This window comes from Kitasatospora sp. NPDC085464 (genome assembly GCF_044541955.1).
Classification (GTDB): domain Bacteria; phylum Actinomycetota; class Actinomycetes; order Streptomycetales; family Streptomycetaceae; genus Kitasatospora.
The window spans coordinates 163,402-181,886 of the sequence record NZ_JBITTM010000002.1; the positions used below are offsets into that span (position 1 = coordinate 163,402).

Sequence of the window (18,485 nt, forward strand, 5' to 3'; positions counted from 1 at the left end):
GGGCATCCGGCGCGGTCCCTGGTTACCCTCGCGGGAGGGCACCCTGGCGAGGGGCCACCCTCGTCAGGAGGGGACGCCCGTAGGACGGAGACGGACGGAGACGGAGCGTGGCACGCACCCCCGGCCAGGCGGACCGGCGCGACCCCGACTGGGAGGGCGTCCGGCTGCACGTGGTCAGCGGCAAGGGCGGCACCGGGAAGACCACGCTGGCCGCAGCGCTGGCCCTGGCGCTGGCCGCCGACGGCGGTCGGGTCCTGCTGATCGAGGTCGAGGGCCGGCAGGGCATCGCCGAACTGTTCGGGATCGCCGCACTGCCCTACGAGGAGCGCCGGATCGCCTCGGTCTCCCGTCGGCAGCTGGGGCTCCCGGCCGCGGAGGCGCCCGCGGACGCGGCGCAGCCCGGCGAGGTGTTCGCGCTGGCGATCGACACCGAGCAGGCGCTGCTCGAATACCTGGAGATGTTCTACAAGCTCGGCCGGGCCGGCAAGGCGCTGCAGAAGGTCGGCTTCGTCGACTTCGCCACCACCATCGCGCCCGGCGTCCGGGACGTCCTGCTCACCGGCAAGGCCTGCGAGGCGACCCGGCGCAAGGACCCGGACGGCCGGCGCCGCTACGACGCGGTGGTGATGGACGCCCCGCCGACCGGACGGCTGACCCGGTTCCTGAACGTCAACGCCGAGGTCGCCGGGCTGGCCCGGATCGGCCCGATACACACCCAGGCGCAGGCCGTGATGCGGGTGCTGAAGTCCCCGGAGACCGCGGTGCACCTGGTCACCCTGCTGGAGGAGATGCCGGTGCAGGAGACGGTCGACGGCATCGCGGAGCTGCGCGAGGCGAAGCTGCCGGTGGGCGGGGTGATGGTCAACATGGTCCGCCCGCCGGTCCTGGACGCCGCCGCGGTGGCCGCGGTGGACGGCAACCACCGCGAGGAGGTCGCGCTGGCGCTCGGGGAGGCCGGGCTCGGCGGCCGCTCGCGCAAGCCGGAGACGGTCCGCGCGGCGGTGGAGCCGTTGATCGACCCGCTGCTGGAGCAGGCCAGGGAGCACGCCGAGCGGGTCGAGCTGGAGCGCGCGCAGCGCGCCGACCTGCAGCAGCTGCGGATCCCGACGTACGAACTGCCGCTGCTGGGCGAGGGCGTGGACCTCGGCGGACTGTACCGGCTGGCGGGCGACCTGAAGCGGCAGGGGGCGGCATGACCTCGAACGGGGTGCGGAGCACCGGGAAGCGGCTCGCGGTGGACGAGCTGATCGACGATCCGGGGACCAGGATCATCGTCTGCTGCGGCTCCGGCGGCGTCGGCAAGACCACCACCGCCGCGGCGATCGGCCTGCGGGCCGCCGAACGGGGCCGCAAGGTCGTGGTGCTGACCATCGACCCGGCCCGCCGGCTCGCCCAGTCGATGGGCCTGACCGAGCTCGACAACACCCCCCGGGTGGTCAAGGGGGTGGCCGGCGACGGGGAGCTCCAGGCCATGATGCTGGACATGAAGCGGACCTTCGACGAGGTCGTGCTGGCCCACGCTGAGCCCGAACGGGCCCGGGCGATCCTGGAGAACCCGTTCTACCAGTCCCTGTCGGCCGGCTTCGCGGGCACGCAGGAGTACATGGCGATGGAGAAGCTCGGGCAGCTGCGCGACGCCGAGGAGTGGGACCTCATCGTCGTGGACACCCCGCCGTCGCGCTCGGCGCTGGACTTCCTGGACGCGCCCAACCGGCTCGGGTCCTTCCTGGACGGCCGGGTGATCCGGATACTGACCGCCCCGGCCAAGGTCGGCGGGCGCAGCGCCATGCGGTTCCTGAACGCCGGGATGGGCCTGCTCACCGGCGCCCTGGGCAAGATCTTCGGCGCCCAGCTGCTCACCGACGTGCAGACCTTCGTCAGCGCGATGGACTCGATGTTCGGCGGCTTCCGCGAGCGCGCGGACCGTACGTACCAGCTGCTCAAGGCGCCGGGCACGGCGTTCCTGGTGGTGGCCGCGCCGGAGCGGGACGCGCTGCGCGAGGCGGCGTACTTCGTGGACCGGCTCGCCGCGGACCGGATGCCGCTGGCCGGGCTGGTGCTCAACCGGGTGCACGGCTCGGGCGCCCCGCAGCTCACGGCGGAGCGGGCGCTGGCGGCGGCCGAGGCACTGGAGGAGAACGGCTCGGAGCACTCCTCGCCGGAGGCGGAGCTGCTCGCGGCCGGGCTGCTGCGGCTGCACGCCGAGCGGATGCAGATCATGGGGCGGGAGCGCCGCACCCGCGACCGCTTCGTCTCGGTCTACCCGGACGTGCCGATCGTGGAGGTCCCGGCGCTGCCGGGTGACGTGCACGACCTCGACGGCCTGCGGGCCATCGGCGACCGGCTCAGCAACACGGCCTAGGACGGCGGACGACGTAGGACGTGGGACGGCGCGGAACGCCGTCGGACGGCTCGGGCGGTGCGGCGTGGGCGCCCGCCCGGGGCCGACCGGCCCGGACCCCCCGGTACGGCCGGTTCGGCCTGTGCAGCCGGTGTGCCCCGGCTCAGCCCGCCTGGGCGTAGTCCGTCAGTATCACACCGGTCGCGAGGGACTCCTCGTACTCGGTGCGGGCCGTCTCCAGCAGCCTCCGCCACGAGATGACCGTCGGGCGGCGGCGCAGCAGCGCCCGGCGCTCGCGCTCCGTCATCCCGCCCCAGACCCCGAACTCCACCCGGTTGTCCAGGGCGTCCGCGAGGCACTCCGTGCGCACCGGGCAGCCGCTGCACACCGCCTTCGCGCGGTTCTGCGCCGCCCCCTGGACGAACAGTTCGTCCGGATCACTCGTGCGGCAGGCGGCCTGCGCACTCCAGTCGTCAACCCAGCCCATGCCGGCGCCGTCCTCTCCCGTATCGAGGCTCCCCCACGGCGGCAACGGCATATTCACCGTTGCCAGTTGAGGACGTTACGGAAGAACGACAGCTTGCAACAGCCCCTTCGGGCTCAATCTCGAATGACCCGATTGGACTATGGGTATCGGTCAGCTCACTCGTTGGAGTGATCGCAGGTCGCACACCTTGCCAAGCGCGGAGCCCCCACTCTCGCCGCAGGCGTCATCACGGAGCGCAACCGTTCACCCGTGCACAGCAGGCCCCAGCCGCCTCAAAGCCCGGACATTCCCGGGCGATTCGGGCAACTCTCCTCGCCCACAAGAGTGAATGATGCTGACGCACCGAAGCTGTACCAAGCTTGTGACAAGCCTAGGCGAACACGTGCCCCTATGTACGGGAATCCGCGACGTAGGGTTCTCCCCATGGCACCGAAGCGCCCACAGGCATCCCAGCCCCCAGGCAACACCGGAGCTCCGCGCGGCGGCAGCGGCGGATCACCGTTGGAGCACGTCGGCAACGGCGTGAAGTTCCTGGGCGTCAGCGTGCTCTCCGGAGTCCTGCTGGCAGGACTCGCCCTGCCCGCCGTCGGCGCCATCGGGCTGACCGCCAAGGACACGGCGGAGAGCTTCGACAACATCTCCGACGACTTCAAGACCCCGCCGCTCACCCAGGCCACCCAGATCTTCGACGCCAAGGGCGGCCTGATCGCCAAGGTCTACGAGCGCGACCGCACCGTCCTCACCGCCGACCAGATGTCGCCGTTCATGCGGCACGCCCAGGTGGACATCGAGGACGCCCGCTTCTACGAGCACGGCGCCGTCGACCTCAAGGGCATCCTCCGCGCGGCCAGCAAGAACGCCGAGAGCGGCACCGCCTCGCAGGGCGCCTCGACGCTGACCCAGCAGTACGTGAAGAACGTCAACGTGGAGAAGGCCGGCGACGACCAGGCCGCCGTCCTGGAGGCGCAGCGCAAGACCCTGGGCCGCAAGATCCAGGAGCTCAAGGTCGCCATCAAGCTGGAGGAGGACCTGAGCAAGGACCAGATCCTCACCAACTACCTCAACATCACCTTCTACGGCCACCAGGCCTACGGGGTCGAGGCCGCCTCCCAGCGCTACTTCAGCAAGAGCAACAAGGACCTGACCATCGCCGAGGCCGCCACGCTGGCCGGCATGGTGCAGAACCCCTCGTCCTACGACCCGGTGCGCTACCCCGAGAACACGGTCAAGCGCCGCAACGTCGTGATCGACAAGCTGCTGGAGAACAAGCACATCACCGCGGACCAGGCGAAGGAGGCGAAGGCCGCCCCGCTGGGCCTGAAGTACAAGGACCCGCAGAACGGCTGCATCACCGCCCAGGCCGGGATGGGCTTCTTCTGCGACTACGTCCGCCACGTGGTCAAGCAGGACCCGGCGTTCGGCAAGAGCGCCGACGAGCGCAAGAAGCTCTGGGACACCGGCGGCCTGAACATCTACACCACGCTGGACCCGGACAAGCAGGCCGCGGCCCAGAACGCCGTCACCAAGAAGGTCAACGTGACCGACCAGGTGTCGGCGGCCGCGACCATGATGGAGCCGGGCACCGGCAAGATCCTGGCGATGGCCCAGACCCGCCCGTACGGCCTGGACTCGAACAAGAACCAGACCGTCGTCAACCTCAACGTGGACGCCTCGATGGGCGGCGGCAACGGCTTCCAGACCGGTTCGACCTTCAAGCCGATCCTGGCCGCGGCGGCGCTGGAGTCGGGCATGTCGCCGACCCAGGCGTTCCCGTCCGAGAACAAGATCGACTACCCGCAGATGTCCACCTGCTCGGGCACCTGGAAGAACGTCCCGGCGCCCGGCGAGCAGAAGGCCACGGTCAAGAACGAGTCCGAGTCCGAGAAGGGCCCGTACCAGCTGAAGCAGGCCATGGCGCTGTCGGTCAACACCTACTTCGTGCAGATGGAGCAGCAGGTCGGCCTCTGCGCGATGAAGCAGATGGCGAACAAGCTGGGCATCACCCAGTCCGCGAAGGGCGACGCCTTCCGGGAGGTGCCCTCGATGGTCCTGGGCACCCTGGAGCTCTCCCCGCTGACCATGGCGAACGTCTACGCGACCTTCGCCGCGCGCGGCAAGTACTGCACCCCGATCGCGATCAACAAGATCAGCACGGTGGACGGCAAGGAGCTCCAGGTCCCGCAGACCCAGTGCAGCCAGGCCTTCTCCGAGGACACCGCGGACAAGCTCAACACCGTCCTGCTGAACGTGACCGAGAAGGGCACCGCGGCCGCGCTCGGCCTGGACGGCGGCCGCAAGATCGCCGGCAAGACCGGTACCACCGACGAGAAGAAGGCCGCCTGGTTCAGCGGCTACACCCCGTCGCTGGCCACCTCGGTCTGGCTCGGCGGCCCGGCCGGCGGCGTCAAGATGAAGAACATCAACATCGGCGGCAAGCACTTCGACGAGGTGTTCGGCGCCGACGGCCCCGGCCCGATCTGGCAGATGGCGATGAACCAGGCGCTCCAGGGCACGCCGATGGAGCCGATCCAGACCGTCGACATCCCGGACCCGCAGCCGGCCACCCCGCCGGCCGACCCCAACCCCCAGCCGCCCGCGGGCAACCCCCCGCCGCCGCAGGGCGGCGGCAACCCCGGCGGCGGCAACCCCGGGGGCGGCGGTCCCGGGGGCGGCGGTCCCGGCGGGATGATCGGCGGCGGGTTCACCTTCCCGCCCGGGATGATCGGCGGCGGGAACGGCGGCCGGCACGGCGGCGGCAACGGCAACGGCTGACCGCGCCACCCGGCACGAGCCGCGCAGCAGTGACGAAGGGGCGCCCTCCGGTTCGGAGGGCGCCCCTTCGACGTCGTGTTGCCGGGTGACGGGTCGTCGGGGCCGCGGGAGCCCCTCGCGGGCCCTACAGGGCCGCTCGATTCCGGCCAGAGCCGGCTTGACCCGACGGACCCGGGCGGTCCGCGGTCAGGACAGCGCGGCCTTCACGGCGGCGGCGACCCGGCCGCCCTCGGCCAGGCCGTCGACCTTGGGCTTCACCAGCTTCATCACGGCGCCCATCGCCTGCGGGCCGGTCGCGCCGCTCTCGGCCACGGCGTCCGCCACGATCGCGGCGAGCTCCTCGTCGGAGAGCTGCTTGGGCAGGTAGGTCGCCAGCACCTCACCCTCGGCCCGCTCCCGGGCGGCCTGGTCGGTGCGACCCGCCCCGTCGAAGGCCTCGGCGGCCTCCCGGCGCTTCTTCGCCTCGCGGCCGATCACCTTCAGCACGTCGGCGTCGGACAGCTCGCGCTTCTGCTTGCCCGCCACCTCCTCGCTGGTGACGGCGGCCAGCGTGAGCCGAATGGTGGACGCGCGAAGCTCGTCCCGGACCCTGATGGCAGCCGTGAGGTCCTCCTGCAGCTGCTCCTTGAGCGTTGTCATTTCCTCTTCTTATCCTTCGGCTGTGGGCGGTCTCAACCAGGTTTCCACCGGGTATCCACTGCGGTCTGCGCAGGTGAACGAGTATGCCGTGTCAAGAGCGGGCGGTCGTCGCCTGACGCCCCGCCGGCCCGACGGTCGATCACGGCCGGGAAGGGGCAGTGTGATCCGGCCAACCTGGCCGACAATGCCTGCATACTCTCGGCAGAACAGCCGGATATTGCCGGGGGCACCGGGGAGTTGCCGGTGTCAAAAGGGGCAAATCGAACGTAGCGGCAGGTTCGCAGAAATAGTCCGCGTAGTACACTCGTTCACATGTAGCTTGAGTAGCCTAACGGGCTGTGGTCACCTCACCCTCAAAGGCCGCTCCCGAGCAGCAGCGGAACGTCCTCGACTCATTTTTCCACGGTTCTGACACATCACGACCCACGCTCGGCGCGGGCGCTCTCGCATGCGCTCCGCCATGACCGCGCGGCACGTAATGATCGTCCTGGAGTGATTGGCGCCGCAAGTCGGCGTGTTAAGTTCTGACTTGAATTCTGCTCACAACAGCAGGAAGCGCGGGGGAATGGACAACAATCAGCTTCGCTCCATGTTAGTAACCCAACGGAAGATGGTCGGCTGGAGCCAAGAGCAGTTAGCCGAGCATTCCAATGTCAGTGTGCGGACCATTAGGAATCTGGAAACCGGGGCCATCAAGAATCCGCGGCGCAGCTCCGTGGAACTCCTGGTCGGCGCCCTGCTGTCCGCGGCGACCAGCCAGGACACGCTGATGTCCCACGTGGCCCGTCCGGGCACCCCGACCGGCATGCTCTCCTCCCGCCTGGAGCCCGGTCTGCTGACCAACGTCGTCGAGGTCCCGGACAATGCCCGGTGGCAGGGGCTGCGCCCCAAGACGGACATCACCGTCGGACGCCAGGCCGACCTGCTGCACGTGGTGACCACCCTCCGGCCGGGCCGGCCGCTGGTGCTCACCGGCCCGGCCGGCGTGGGCAAGACCCGGCTGGCCCTGGACTCCGCCGCGCACCTGCTCGACCGCTTCCGGGACGGCGTGGTGGTGCTCGAACTCGGCTCGGTGACCCCCGAGAGCGTCGACGCCGCCGCGGCCTCGGCGGAGGTGCAGCGCTCGCTCGACACCCTGCTGCACGGCTACGAACGGGACCCGAGGACCAACCCCGAACTGCAGATGATGGTCGTCATCGACAACGCCGAGCACGTCATCGGCGCGGTGACCAGGCAGGTCAGGATGATGCTGGAGCGGCATCCCGCGCTCCACATCCTGATCACCTCGCTGCGGGCGCCCGCCTCCATCCCGGCGGACCTGTGGGAGGTGTCGCCCCTGTCCGTCGACTACCCCGAGGGCAGCTACGGCTGCCCGCCCGCCGCCGAGCTGTTCTGCCGCCGGGTGCACTCCGTCGTCCCGACGCTGGACCTCGGCGACCAGATGCCGCAGGTGGTCGAGCTCTGCCGCCGGCTGGGCGGTCTCGCGCTCGCCATCGAGAACGCCGCCTTCCGGATGCGCTCGGTGCCCCTGCACGTCCTGGTGGACGAGTGCCAGGTGCTGCCGATCCTGGGTCAGGACGAGGTGGGCGGGCTGTCCCACCACCGCTCGCTGCACCGCAGCCTCGCCTGGGCCTACGGACTCCTCGACGACCGGCAGCGCCGGGCCCTCAGACAACTCTCCCGCTTTCCCGATGAATTCTCCATCGACGATGTCCGGCAGGAACCGGTCGACGGCGGCCGGGAGCCCTCCCGCAATATCGATGTGCTGGCCGATCTCGTGGACTTCTCCGTCGTCCAGGTGAAACGTGGCCACCAGTACGCGTACCGGGTCCCCCGGATGATGCGCGAGTACGTCAACGCCATTCCGGCCTGAGGCCGGCCCGCACGCACACCGTCCGCTCGTCGGGGCGTTCTCCGTCGCGTCGGCCGCACTGTCGTGCCCGGAATCGGTTCCGGGTGCGACCCGGCCGACGGGCGATCGAATTCGATCGAATCGACGGGTTAATTTCTCCGGTCCATTCGGGAAACTCCTCCGCGGGTCATTCAGCACTGCCCGGCTTAATGCCTTGAGCGCAAATGGGGATCGATGACCACGATAGACGCCTCCGTCCACGACGACAGAACCGGCGAAACGTCGGACGAGAACACTCCGCTGCCGGACACCGGTGTGGCGCCCCTGGTGGACGGTTCGAAACTGATCGGCGATCCCCGGGACGGCGCCGTCGTCCGGGCCTCGCATCGCGTCTACGAACACCTGATCGCGATGTTCGCGCCCGGCATGATCGAGGCCGCGTTCGACCTCGGCGTCTTCGTCGCCCTGGCGGACGGACCGGCCACCCCGGCCGACCTCGCCGCCCGGCTGGACGCCGACGCCCACGGCCTGCGGGTGCTGCTCGACGGCCTGTACTGCTACGAGATCGTCCAGCGGGTGCGCACCGAGGACGGTCAGGACGTCTACCGGCTGGTGGACGGCATGGCCGAGTGCCTGCTGCCCGGCGGCCTCTACAGCCTGGCCGGCCGGATCGGCTACGACCGGGCGATCGGCTGGGACGTGTGGCGCAACCTCGCCGACCACGTCAAGCGGCCCGCCCGCGGCGCGGACGGCGACTACCAGGCCAACCAGCTGTCCGCCGAGGACTACGAGCAGGTCGCCCGCGGGATCAACTTCTGGGCCCCGCCGATCGTCGAATCGCTCGCCAACCTCCTTGCGGAAGAGGAGGGTTGGAAGGGCGAGGCGGACCGTTCGATGCTCGACGTCGGCTGCGGCACCGGCATCTACAGCCAGCTGCTCCTGCAGCGCTTCCGGGGGCTGCGGGCCACCGGCCTGGACCACCCGCGGATCGTGCCCATCGCCCGCGGACAGGCGGAACGGCTGGGCGTGCAGGACCGGTTCGAACCGGTGGAGCGCAACTTCTTCACCGAGGAGTGGAACACCGGTCAGGACCTCGTCCTCCTGGTGAACATCTTCCACCTGCAGACCGCCGAGGGCTCCGAGGAGCTCATGCGACGGGCGGCGCAGGCGGTGCGCGAGGGCGGTGTGGTCGCCGTCGTCGACCACATCGTGGACGACGAGACCGACGCCCAGTCGATCCAGAACCGCTTCTTCCGACTGTTCGCCGCGTCGATGCTCGTCACCGGCGGCGGAGACTCCTTCTCCCTGGCGGACTACGACCAATGGCTCGACCGGGCCGGCCTGGTGAGGACGGCGCTGGTCGACACCCCGATGCACCGGATCCTGCTCGCCCGGCGCCCGTGATCACCACCAGCCCGGCCGGACCTCCCGTCCGGCCTGCCGGATTCCATTCCTCAGAGGGGACCAGGACGTGACCGACAACCTCGTGCTCGGAGCGGCGAGAATGACCGCCGCCGACATCTTCAACGCCACCGTCGCCTCCTCGGCGATCGGTGCCGCCTGGGAGGCCGGGGCGCTCGAAGAGCTGGCGGACCAGGACAAACTGGACGTCGCCGAGTTCTCCGAACGCAACGGCCTCGACCAGTACGCGGTCGAGGGGATGTTCCAGGCCCTGGCCAGCGTCCGCGTCGTCCAGCGGCAGGGCACCCTGATCACCACCGATGTGAACTTCGCCGAGGTGTACCGCGCCAAGGCCTTCTACCACTGGCTGTCCCGCGGTTGCGCGGCGCTCTTCGCCGACATGCCCGCCGTACTGAAGAACGAGAACCGGGTCGGCAGCTTCTACCGCCGTGACTCCGCCGCCATCGCGATCGCCTGCCGCGACATCAACGCCAACTTCTTCGACCCGGTGTTCAAGAAGGCCCTCGGCTCGGTCGGCGGGTTCCGCAAGATCGCCGACCTCGGCTGCGGCAGCGGCGAGCGCATCATCAGCGTGCTGCGGCAGAACCCGGACGCGACCGGCCTCGGCATCGACATCGCCGAGGGCGCGCTGGGCGTGGCCCGGGCCTCGACCAAGGAGGCCGGCTTCGAGGGCAAGGTGTCCTTCGTCAAGGACGACGCCACCAACCCCCAGCCGCACCCGGAGTTCGCCGACGTCGACCTCCTGACCTCCTTTCTGATGGGCCACGACTTCTGGCCGCGGGAGAACTGCGTCACCTCCCTGCGCGGGCTGCGCGAGGCGTTCCCCAACGTCAAGCGCTTCCTGCTCGGCGACACCGCGATGACCACCGACATCCCGGACTCCGAGATCCCGGTCTTCACCCTGGGCTTCGAGGTCGCGCACCGCATGATGGGTGCCTACCTGCCGACCCTCCAGGAGTGGAACGGGGTGTTCGAGGAGGGCGGCTGGCGCCTGGTCGAGGCGCACCGCGTGGTGACCCCGGCGGACAGCGCGATCTTCGAGCTCGAACCGCTCGCCGACTGACGACACGGAAAGTGCTCCGGGGCCGTGGGCCTCGGAGCACTTCTCGCTACGCGCGGTGAATCGGCCCGCGGCCGGCCGGTACGGCCCGCGGTCAGTTCGTCCGGACGTCGGGCTGCTCGACCGCGGGCACGGTGCGGCCCGGACCGGTGGGCCGGACCTCGGTGATGCCGGGAGCGCGGCGCATCATCACGGCCTGCTGGACGGCCAGCGTCACACCGACCCCGAGCCAGACCCCGTTGCCGTTGAACCGGCCGTGGAAGAACACCGCTTCGACACCGCCGACGACCAGGCGCTCGGCCAGGTTCGCCACCCACAGCTTGGCGGTGGTCCGGCCGCCCTTGCGCAGCAGCCGGCCGGTCTGGTCCCGCCACATGGGCATCGTCAGACCGCGGTAGTAGCCGAAGACCAGTGAGAACGCCAGGCCGATGACCAGGAAGACGACGCTGGTCGCCGTCGCCTCGGCGGGGCCCGGCGGCAGGAAGCCGCGCAGCACGAGCATCGCGACCCACAGGAAGGTCTGGGCCCTGACGTCGCGGACGCTGAACTGGGAGACGAGGACGATCGCCGTGATGAGGACGATGAACGCCACGTTGATCACGGCGAAGAGCGTGTCGTCCGCGGGCGAGGGCTGAGCGGCCAGGGATCCCCAGGATGCCAACAGCGTCATAGAGCCACCTCGGTGGTGTCAGGGGTGATGGTCGGGCCACGTGCCGTGCGGCAGGCGGACCCCCCGCAGTCGCCGCCGCCGAGCCCCAACCGGGTTGACCGTCAAGACTGTTGACGGTGACTCAGAGAGCGCACGGATGCCCATGCTCCGAGCATAGGGGGCCGACCCGGCCGGTCCCCAGGCAAACCGGCGGCAATCCGGTCACCCGCCGGGTCGGCGCGGTCACCCAAGGTGCGATCTTGCCGAGTCGTTGCCGGAGGCGATGCCTGGAATGTCGGACCCCCGCGCGGCGACGATCCCTGTATGACCGACATCGCCTCCGACCAGATCCCTGATGTGATCAGCCAGCTGGTCCTCCTCATCGCGCCGACCAAGAAGGACCCGATCGGTCCGGACACCAAGCTCGTCAGCGAACTGGGCTACCACTCGCTCGCGATGGTCCAGTTGGGCCTCACCATCGAGGACGTCTTCGAGTTCGACGGCCTGCCCCAGGAGCGGGCCTCCTCGCTGGAGACCGTCCACGAGCTCGTCGAGCTCGTCCGGGAGCTGCTGGACGAGGGCGAGGGCGCGCTGCCGACCGTCGACCACCTGGAGTCCATCGTCGTCCCGCTCGGCGGCGACTGGCCTCCGGCGTCCTGACCGCGGGACAGCCCGGGAACACCGCACGCACCCGCCCGCCCCGCACCGCACCGCACCCACCCGCACGCCCCGCCACCGCCCCCGGGCCAGGAGAGCCGACCTGGCCGGGGGCGGACTCATGCCCGGTACGGGCGCACGTCCGGTAGCGGGCGCACGTCCGCTACGGGCGCACGCCCCTTGCCGCCTCGCGCGCGGTGCGGGGGGCTCACGCCCCGGCGCGGAAGGCCAGCACGGTGTTGTGCCCGCCGAAGCCCGCGCTCTGGGTGAGCGCCGCCAGCGGACCGGCGGGCAGCGGGCGGGGCGCGACTCGGACCACGTCCAGGTCGATCGCGTCGTCCAGGTCGTCCAGGTTGATGGTGGGCGGCGCGGTGCGGTGGTGCAGGGCCAGCACGGTGGTCAGCGCGGCCAGTGCGCCGGAGGCGCCGATCAGGTGCCCGGCGGACGACTTGACCGCCGACACGGCCGGCCGCACGCCGTCCAGCGCGGTCCGGATCGCCAGCGCCTCCGCCGCGTCGCCCACCGACGTGGAGGAGGCGTGCGCGCTGACGTGGCCGACCTCGGCCGGCTCCACCCCGCCGTCCGCGAGCGCGCGCCGGATGGCCCGCGCCATCCCCTCGCCCTCCGGGTGCGGACGGGTGATGTGGTGCGCGTCGGCGCTCGCCCCGGCCCCGGCGAACCCGGCGTAGACCCGGGCCCCGCGCCGCCGGGCGTGCTCGGCGGACTCCAGCACCAGCACCGCCGCGCCCTCGCCCAGGACGAAGCCGTCCCGCTTCTTGTCGAAGGGCCGGGAGGCACAGGCCGGGGCGTCGTTGTTGCGGGACAGCGCCTTCATCGCCGCGAAGGCGGTGATCGCCATCGGGTTGATGACCGCCTCGGTACCGCCGGCCACCACCACGTCGGCCCGGCCCAGGCGGATGAGGTCCAGCCCCGCCGCGAGGGCGTCGGCGCCGGCCGCGCAGGCCGTCGAGGGCGCGTGGGCCACCGCCGTGGCGTTCAGCTCCAGCGCGCACAGCGCGGCCGCGGCGTTGTTCATCAGCATCGGCAGGGTGAACGGCGAGACCCGGCGGGTGTCCCCGGCCCGGATCAGGTCGTGCGCCGGCAGCAGGGTGCTCAGGCCGCCGATGCCGCTGCCGACGACCACCGCGAGCCGGTCCGGTTCGGGGTGCCCCGGTGCGCCCGCGGCGGCGCTGAAGCCCGCGTCCTGCCAGGCCTCCCGCTGCGCCAGCAGCGCGAACTGCGCGGAACGGTCGGTGCGCCGGGCCTGGACCCGGTCGATCAGCGGGCCCGGCTCCACGGCGGCCGGGGCGGCGATCCGCACCGGCAGTCCCTCGGCCCAGGGCTCGGTGATCGCGACCGCCGCCGAGACCCCGTCGAGCAGTGCCGTCCAGGTGGACCGGGCGTCGCCGCCCAGCGGCGTGGTGGCGCCGAGCCCGGTGATGACGACGTCGTCGCGCTGCGCAGGCACGCGGCTCCTCCGATTCGTTCTCGTCCTCGTTCTCGTCGTCCGGGTCAGTTGACGCCGACGAAGGCTTCCGGCTTGGCCAGCTGCTCGCTCAGGAACAGGTCGCGCAGCTTCGGGCTGAGCAGGCCGACCTGCCGCAGGATGTGGATCACCTGCTGGAACAGCAGCTGGCGGTAGCCGAACATCATCGGGTCGTTCATCGCGAAGGTGATGCCGGCCTCGACGTCCAGCTCCATGCGCTCCCACACCTCGCGCAGCAGGAACCGGCGGGACATCAGGAAGATCGACTCCAGCAGGAACTCCTCCCGCTCCGCGCGCTCCTTGCTGTTCATCTGCTCGTACATTCCGGTGAGCGAGACCACGCCGAAACCGATGTGCCGCGCCTCGTCGCGGGCGATCATCCGGGTGATCTGGGTGATGATCGGCTCGCCGAATCCGGTGCCCGCCAGTCGGGTCGCGGCCAGGGCGAGGCCTTCGACGATCACCTGCATGCCGAGGTAGACGATGTCCCAGTCGGATTCCGAGAGCAGGTCGCGCAGCAGCGACTTGAGCCCCGGATTGATCGGGTAGCAGTTGCCCAGTTTCTCGTCGATGTACTTGGCGTACGCCTCGACGTGCCGCGCCTCGTCGGCGACCTGGGCGGCCGCGTAGATCTTGGCCTCCATGTCGGGCACGGTCTCCACCAGCCGGGCGGTGGTCACCAGCGCGCCCTGTTCACCGTGCAGGAACTGGCTGATCATCCAGGACAGGTACTCCCAGCGGAACTGGTTGATCAGCTCCTCGGGCACCGGGCTGCCCGGCCCGCGGAAGTTCTGCAGACCGGTGCTCTGGCCCTCGTCCAGGAGCGCACCGAACCGGACCTCGTGGTTCCAGTCGATGTCGGTCGCGGCATTCCACTGCGCGATCTTGCTCTTCTCGTACAGCGCCCACAGCCGGTTGTTGCGCTCGCCGTAGTTCCAGTTGAGATTGGCCTTGAACGCGGCGTCGACCTCCATCAGACTCTCCCTGGTCCGGTCCAGGGTGAACAGCACGGTTTCCCGTTCGTCGTGGAATTCGGTGTTCATCGCCGCCGGGCTCCTTCGGATTGACGTACTGCCACACCGGATACTCTCGGACGGACAACCCGCAGAACCTAGGCACTCACTGGGCAACTTGCAGGCATGACGAGTTGCCTGCGCCGCTGCCTGGAAATGCGGAAGACCTCCTGACGACACTGCACCGGAACACGCTGGGCGTTCCGTATTCCCGTGCACAGGAGCCAGTCGTATGGAACCGAATTCCGTTCCCCGCCCGACCCGTCGGCTGACCGCGGAGCTGGAGGGGCTGCTGGGCGACCCGCTGGCCGCGTCCGGCCCGTTCGCCTTCGCCGAGGTCGTGGAGCACGAGGAACTCGGTGAAGTCCCGCCCGGCGCCGAGCAGTTGCTCCTGGACTGGGGCCTGCCGGAGCGCCTCGTCCCGGCGGTGGCCGGCGGGCGGATGCTCAACCTCGAATCGGTGCTCGCGGTGACCCGCTCGCTGGCCCGGCGGAACCTGACCACGGCGGTGATGTTCGGCTCCAGCATGCTCGGCTGCCAGCCGGTCTGGCTGTGGGGAACGCCCGACCAGCAGAAGCGGATCGCCGAGGCGGTGACCGCCGGGGACAAACTGTGCTTCGCCGTCTCCGAGGCGGAGGTCGGCAGCGACCTCACCACCACGGCCACCACCGCCGTGCCCGACGGCGAGGACTACGTGCTGGACGGCGAGAAGTGGCCGGTAGGCAACGGCAACCGGGCCCGCTTCTACACCGTGCTGGCCCAGGGCCCGCGCGGACCGGTGCTGCTGCTCGTCGACCGGCGGGAGCTGGACCCGGACAGCGTCGAGCCGAAGCCGATCGTCCGCGCCCTCGGCCTGCGCGGCCACGACGTGAGCGGCATCCGGTTCACCGGCTCCCGGGTGCCCGCGGCCGGCGCGGTCATCGGCCGGCCCGGCCGCGCACTGATCGACACCGTGCGCACCCTGCAGATCACCCGCACCGCGATCGGCGGCATGTCCCTCGGCAGCATGGACGCCGTGCTGCGGATCGGGCTGGACTACGCGCACGAGCGCCGGCTCTACGGCGCCGCGATCCACCGCCTCCCGGTGGTCCGCCGGCACCTCGTCGACGCGCACCTGGACCTGCTGGTCGCCGACTGCGTGACGATCCCGGTGGCCCGGGCGCTGACCCTCGCCCCGGCACGGCTGGCGCTCTGGTCCTCGGTGGTGAAGTACCTGGTGCCGGTGATCGGCGAGGAGACCATGGAGCAGATGTCCAAGGTCCTCGCGGCACGCGGCTACCTGCGCGAGCTGGTCGCCTCCGGCGCCTTCCAGAAGATCCGCCGGGACCACTGCATCACCTCGATCTTCGAGGGCACCACGCACGTCAACCTGTTCAACATCGCGACCCAACTGGCGGCGCTGGCCCCGCTCGTGGAACGGGCCGCCGAGGGCTCCGAGGAGCTGCTGGAGCGGCTGTTCGACCTGTCCGTCGAGGCCCCGGTCTGGGAGCCGGACGGCAACAGGCTGGCCCTGGCGACCAACGGGCAGGACGAGATCACCCGGGGCTGGCGCACCGCGGTGGAGCGGCTGGACCGGGTGGCCGCGGCCGAGTGCGCCCCCGGGCAGGCCCGCGACCTGGCCGAGGCGGTCGCCGAGCTGGACCGCCGCCGGGCCGCGCTCTACGGCCGCGTCGCCGAGCACGGCATCGACGCGGCCTCGGTGGCCGGCTCGCGCACCGCGGAGGACCACTGCGTCTTCCACGCCGCCGCCTCCTGCGTGCACGTCTGGCTGCACAACCGTGGCTCCGCTCCGGACGCGGGCTGGCTCGTCCTGGTGCTCCGGCGACTGCTGCAGCGGCTGGACCGGGACGTGGTGCTGGACGAGCAGGAGGCGTACCTGCCGGGGCTGGAGGCCGTCATGGAGGAGTGCCGGGTCAGCCGGCGGTACTTCGGCCTGGAGGCCGTGCTGGAGCACGGCGCGCGGGTCTGAGCAGGGCCGGCGGGCCGGGCCGGAACGGCGGGAAGGACAACAGCAGGACGGCGGAGGGCGGTGCCGGGGTCGGCACCGCCCTCCGCCGTGGTGGACGTCCCTAGACCTGCGCCGAGCCGGGCGCGAGGGGGCCGGGGAAGAACGCGGTGGTGGCGCCGGCCGTCTCGCCGCCGTCCACCACGAACTCCTGGCCGGTGACGAACTTCGCCCGGTCGGAGGCGAGGAAGTGGAAGACCTCGGCGATCTCCTCCGGGGAGGCGTGCCGGCGCGCCGGGATGCGCTCGTTGACCTCGTCCAGCATGGCGTCGGTGTACTCGGCGCGCTGCATCGGGGTCAGCACCGCGCCGGGGGTGACGCACGCGGTGCGCACCAGCGGGCTGAGCTCCATGGCGAAGGTCTGGCAGAGCGAGGCCACACCGGCTTTGGTGGCGTTGTACGGCGCGTAGAGCGGGTAGCCGCGGCTGCCGTTGACCGAGGCGGTGGCGAGCAGCACGCCGTGGCCCTGGCCGAGCAGGTACGGGGCCGAGTGCCGCCACAGGGCCAGCACGCCGACCAGGTTGACGTCGACGGCGCGGCGCACGTCGGCCTCGGTCAGTTCGAGCACGCCGCTGCGGATGCTGATGCCGGCGTTGGCGATCACCACGTCCAGGCCGCCCCGGGCGGCGTGCACGGTGTCGACGGCCTCCTTGACGGCCTGCCAGTCGGCGACGTCGACCTCCAGGAAACTCACCGACCCCGGGCCGCCGTCCAGGCCCGCCGCCGGGGCCGCGGGCTCGGTGATGTCGAGGTTCACCACGTGGTCGCCGGAGGCGGCGAACCGCTCGGCGGTGGCCTTCCCGATGCCGCTGGAGGCGCCGGAGACGATGACTGTGCGCATGGACGGGGGCCTTTCGGAGGACGCCGGGCCCGGCCGCCGGAGCGGCCGGGTCCCGGCTGGGTGTGCGGGTGCGGAGCGGGTGCGGAGCGGGCGGCGGGTGCGGAGCGGGTGCGGAGCGGGCGGCGGGTGGGGGCCCGCTGCCCGGATCAGACGATGACCCGGTGCCGGTCGGGGGCGTAACCGGCCATGTTGCGGCGGAGGTTGCGACTGACGGTGATCTTCTTCAGCCAGCGGTCGGTGCCGTCGTACCGGGCCTTGAAGGAGCGCCGCCCGTGCGCGGCCTGGTAGTTGTCCACGACCAGCAGGGTGCCGGGGCCGACCACCACCTCCTGCTGGACCCGGGTCAGCTCCGCCATCAGCCGGTCCAGGGCCTCGACGGCCTCCGGGTCGTCCCCGACGCAGCGCATGAACGGCAGGTCGATGCGCAGGTACGGGGAGAGGCCGTCGCCGAACAGCGCGCTGGTCGGCGTGGGGTCGTCGGCCATCCGGCGGAGCTTGGCGAGCGCCGGGTGGTCCGGGTCGGAGGTCTCCAACTGCCGGATGTGCTCGGTGTCCGGGAGGATGTGGAAGCGGTCCTGGGCGAGCACCTCCCGGGTGCGGTCGTCGAGTTCGACGTCCCGGACGGAGGCGACGATGGTCGGCACGCGGTCGGCGTTGCGCAGGCCGAGCAGGATCAGGTAGTCGCAGCGGTTGGGGTGGAAGCCGTCCTCGGTGTGGAACTCCAGCAGGGCCTCGCTGCCGTAGCCGCTCTGCCGGTCCTCGTCGCCGCGGATCGGCAGGACGTTCTGGATGATGCTGCCCTCCTGGAGGGTGGCCCAGCCGAAGGGCTCGCCCAGTGCCAGGCCGACCAGCGCCAGCATGGCCTCCTGGGTGCGGGCCGTCTCCGCCGCGATGGCGTCGCGCCAGTGCGCCGGGGTCGGGCCGAGCTCGACGTCGTCCACTGGGAGGCCGTGCACCAGGCAGGCGGCGGCGGGCTCGCGGCGGCGGAAGTCGGCCAGGAAGGACTGCAGGCCGACCGGCAGCATCCGGTCGAACTGCCAGGCGCGGTCGTAGAACTCCTCGTCCAGCGGGTTGCCGCAGTCGTCGGCGATCTTGTGGGCGGCCCGGGCGAGCTCGGCGGCCTCGTCCGGGCTCAGGGCGTACTCGGCCAGGCGGCCCTCGAACGGGGTCGGAGCGGTGGCAGTGGACGGTTCTTGACGGAGCATCAGGCGTTCCTTTGCTGTTCTCCGACCGGTTCGGCCGGGTGGGCGGGCGGATGGTC

15 protein-coding genes are annotated in these 18,485 nt (G+C 71.1%); 8 read left to right on the plus strand and 7 right to left on the minus strand.

The features are described 5' to 3' along the window. Positions 1-107 precede the first annotated feature (107 nt). On the plus strand, positions 108-1,196 hold the full coding sequence (locus ACIGG8_RS02455) for an ArsA-related P-loop ATPase (protein WP_396545006.1): 1,089 nt from the start codon (positions 108-110) through the stop codon (positions 1,194-1,196). Next, positions 1,193-2,362: an ArsA family ATPase gene (locus ACIGG8_RS02460; RefSeq protein ID WP_396545008.1), complete on the plus strand. Its 1,170-nt coding sequence runs from the start codon at positions 1,193-1,195 to the stop codon at positions 2,360-2,362. Before ACIGG8_RS02455 ends, ACIGG8_RS02460 begins: the two co-directional genes overlap by 4 nt. 142 nt (positions 2,363-2,504) lie before the next feature. On the opposite strand, the gene ACIGG8_RS02465 is transcribed toward ACIGG8_RS02460, so the two are convergent. Further along, positions 2,505-2,828, minus strand: a complete 324-nt coding sequence (locus ACIGG8_RS02465) for a WhiB family transcriptional regulator (RefSeq protein ID WP_030240986.1) — start codon at positions 2,826-2,828, stop codon at positions 2,505-2,507. Between the two features lie 423 nt (positions 2,829-3,251). Here ACIGG8_RS02465 and ACIGG8_RS02470 point away from each other — a divergent pair, with 423 nt between their 5' ends. After that, positions 3,252-5,600 (plus strand): transglycosylase domain-containing protein, encoded by a 2,349-nt coding sequence (locus tag ACIGG8_RS02470; protein ID WP_396545010.1) that lies wholly within the window; start codon positions 3,252-3,254, stop codon positions 5,598-5,600. Between the two features lie 186 nt (positions 5,601-5,786). Here the strand turns inward: ACIGG8_RS02470 and ACIGG8_RS02475 are convergent, their stop codons facing one another. Then, entirely contained in the window at positions 5,787-6,239 is a 453-nt protein-coding gene (locus ACIGG8_RS02475; RefSeq protein WP_350519790.1) for a GatB/YqeY domain-containing protein, read from the minus strand. 610 nt (positions 6,240-6,849) lie between these two features. Here ACIGG8_RS02475 and ACIGG8_RS02480 point away from each other — a divergent pair. From ACIGG8_RS02480 to ACIGG8_RS02490, 3 genes are all read left to right on the plus strand, one after another. After that, positions 6,850-8,112 carry a helix-turn-helix domain-containing protein gene (locus ACIGG8_RS02480; RefSeq protein WP_396545236.1) on the plus strand — a complete coding sequence of 421 codons (1,263 nt, stop codon included), beginning with the start codon at positions 6,850-6,852 and terminating at the stop codon, positions 8,110-8,112. Between the two features lie 213 nt (positions 8,113-8,325). Further along, complete coding sequence (locus ACIGG8_RS02485) at positions 8,326-9,495, plus strand: class I SAM-dependent methyltransferase (RefSeq protein ID WP_350519788.1); 1,170 nt, start codon at positions 8,326-8,328, stop codon at positions 9,493-9,495. A gap of 67 nt (positions 9,496-9,562) precedes the next feature. Next, on the plus strand, positions 9,563-10,576 hold the full coding sequence (locus ACIGG8_RS02490) for a class I SAM-dependent methyltransferase (RefSeq protein ID WP_396545013.1): 1,014 nt from the start codon (positions 9,563-9,565) through the stop codon (positions 10,574-10,576). A 91-nt stretch (positions 10,577-10,667) separates the two neighbouring features. Here the strand turns inward: ACIGG8_RS02490 and ACIGG8_RS02495 are convergent, their stop codons facing one another. Continuing rightward, positions 10,668-11,243: a hypothetical protein gene (locus ACIGG8_RS02495; protein ID WP_396545015.1), complete on the minus strand. Its 576-nt coding sequence runs from the start codon at positions 11,241-11,243 to the stop codon at positions 10,668-10,670. A gap of 303 nt (positions 11,244-11,546) precedes the next feature. Between ACIGG8_RS02495 and ACIGG8_RS02500 the strand changes: the two genes are divergently transcribed. Continuing rightward, positions 11,547-11,882 carry an acyl carrier protein gene (locus ACIGG8_RS02500; RefSeq protein WP_396545017.1) on the plus strand — a complete coding sequence of 112 codons (336 nt, stop codon included), beginning with the start codon at positions 11,547-11,549 and terminating at the stop codon, positions 11,880-11,882. Positions 11,883-12,087: 205 nt separating this feature from the next. On the opposite strand, the gene ACIGG8_RS02505 is transcribed toward ACIGG8_RS02500, so the two are convergent. After that, positions 12,088-13,347: a beta-ketoacyl-[acyl-carrier-protein] synthase family protein gene (locus tag ACIGG8_RS02505; RefSeq protein WP_396545019.1), complete on the minus strand. Its 1,260-nt coding sequence runs from the start codon at positions 13,345-13,347 to the stop codon at positions 12,088-12,090. Positions 13,348-13,391: 44 nt separating this feature from the next. After that, positions 13,392-14,408, minus strand: a complete 1,017-nt coding sequence (locus ACIGG8_RS02510; protein WP_350519783.1) for a ferritin-like domain-containing protein — start codon at positions 14,406-14,408, stop codon at positions 13,392-13,394. A gap of 202 nt (positions 14,409-14,610) precedes the next feature. On the opposite strand from ACIGG8_RS02510, the gene ACIGG8_RS02515 reads away from it, so the two are divergent. Continuing rightward, entirely contained in the window at positions 14,611-16,347 is a 1,737-nt protein-coding gene (locus tag ACIGG8_RS02515) for an acyl-CoA dehydrogenase family protein (protein ID WP_396545022.1), read from the plus strand. A 100-nt stretch (positions 16,348-16,447) separates the two neighbouring features. Here the strand turns inward: ACIGG8_RS02515 and ACIGG8_RS02520 are convergent, their stop codons facing one another. Beyond that, positions 16,448-17,224, minus strand: coding sequence for an SDR family NAD(P)-dependent oxidoreductase (locus ACIGG8_RS02520; RefSeq protein ID WP_396545024.1), 777 nt, complete (start codon positions 17,222-17,224; stop codon positions 16,448-16,450). Positions 17,225-17,370: 146 nt separating this feature from the next. Beyond that, positions 17,371-18,429, minus strand: a complete 1,059-nt coding sequence (gntD, locus tag ACIGG8_RS02525) for a guanitoxin biosynthesis L-enduracididine beta-hydroxylase GntD (protein ID WP_396545026.1) — start codon at positions 18,427-18,429, stop codon at positions 17,371-17,373. Positions 18,430-18,485: the final 56 nt, after the last annotated feature.

Coding starts and splice junctions, on each gene's coding strand:
- ACIGG8_RS02485 (WP_350519788.1), top strand. CDS start 8,326: ATGACCACGATAGACGCCTCCGTCCACGACGACAGAACCGGCGAAACG.
- ACIGG8_RS02510 (WP_350519783.1), bottom strand. CDS start 14,408: ATGAACACCGAATTCCACGACGAACGGGAAACCGTGCTGTTCACCCTG.
- ACIGG8_RS02465 (WP_030240986.1), bottom strand. CDS start 2,828: ATGGGCTGGGTTGACGACTGGAGTGCGCAGGCCGCCTGCCGCACGAGT.
- ACIGG8_RS02475 (WP_350519790.1), bottom strand. CDS start 6,239: ATGACAACGCTCAAGGAGCAGCTGCAGGAGGACCTCACGGCTGCCATC.
- ACIGG8_RS02520 (WP_396545024.1), bottom strand. CDS start 17,224: ATGCGCACAGTCATCGTCTCCGGCGCCTCCAGCGGCATCGGGAAGGCC.
- ACIGG8_RS02515 (WP_396545022.1), top strand. CDS start 14,611: ATGGAACCGAATTCCGTTCCCCGCCCGACCCGTCGGCTGACCGCGGAG.
- ACIGG8_RS02460 (WP_396545008.1), top strand. CDS start 1,193: ATGACCTCGAACGGGGTGCGGAGCACCGGGAAGCGGCTCGCGGTGGAC.
- gntD (WP_396545026.1), bottom strand. CDS start 18,429: ATGCTCCGTCAAGAACCGTCCACTGCCACCGCTCCGACCCCGTTCGAG.
- ACIGG8_RS02480 (WP_396545236.1), top strand. CDS start 6,850: ATGGTCGGCTGGAGCCAAGAGCAGTTAGCCGAGCATTCCAATGTCAGT.
- ACIGG8_RS02470 (WP_396545010.1), top strand. CDS start 3,252: ATGGCACCGAAGCGCCCACAGGCATCCCAGCCCCCAGGCAACACCGGA.
- ACIGG8_RS02500 (WP_396545017.1), top strand. CDS start 11,547: ATGACCGACATCGCCTCCGACCAGATCCCTGATGTGATCAGCCAGCTG.
- ACIGG8_RS02495 (WP_396545015.1), bottom strand. CDS start 11,243: ATGACGCTGTTGGCATCCTGGGGATCCCTGGCCGCTCAGCCCTCGCCC.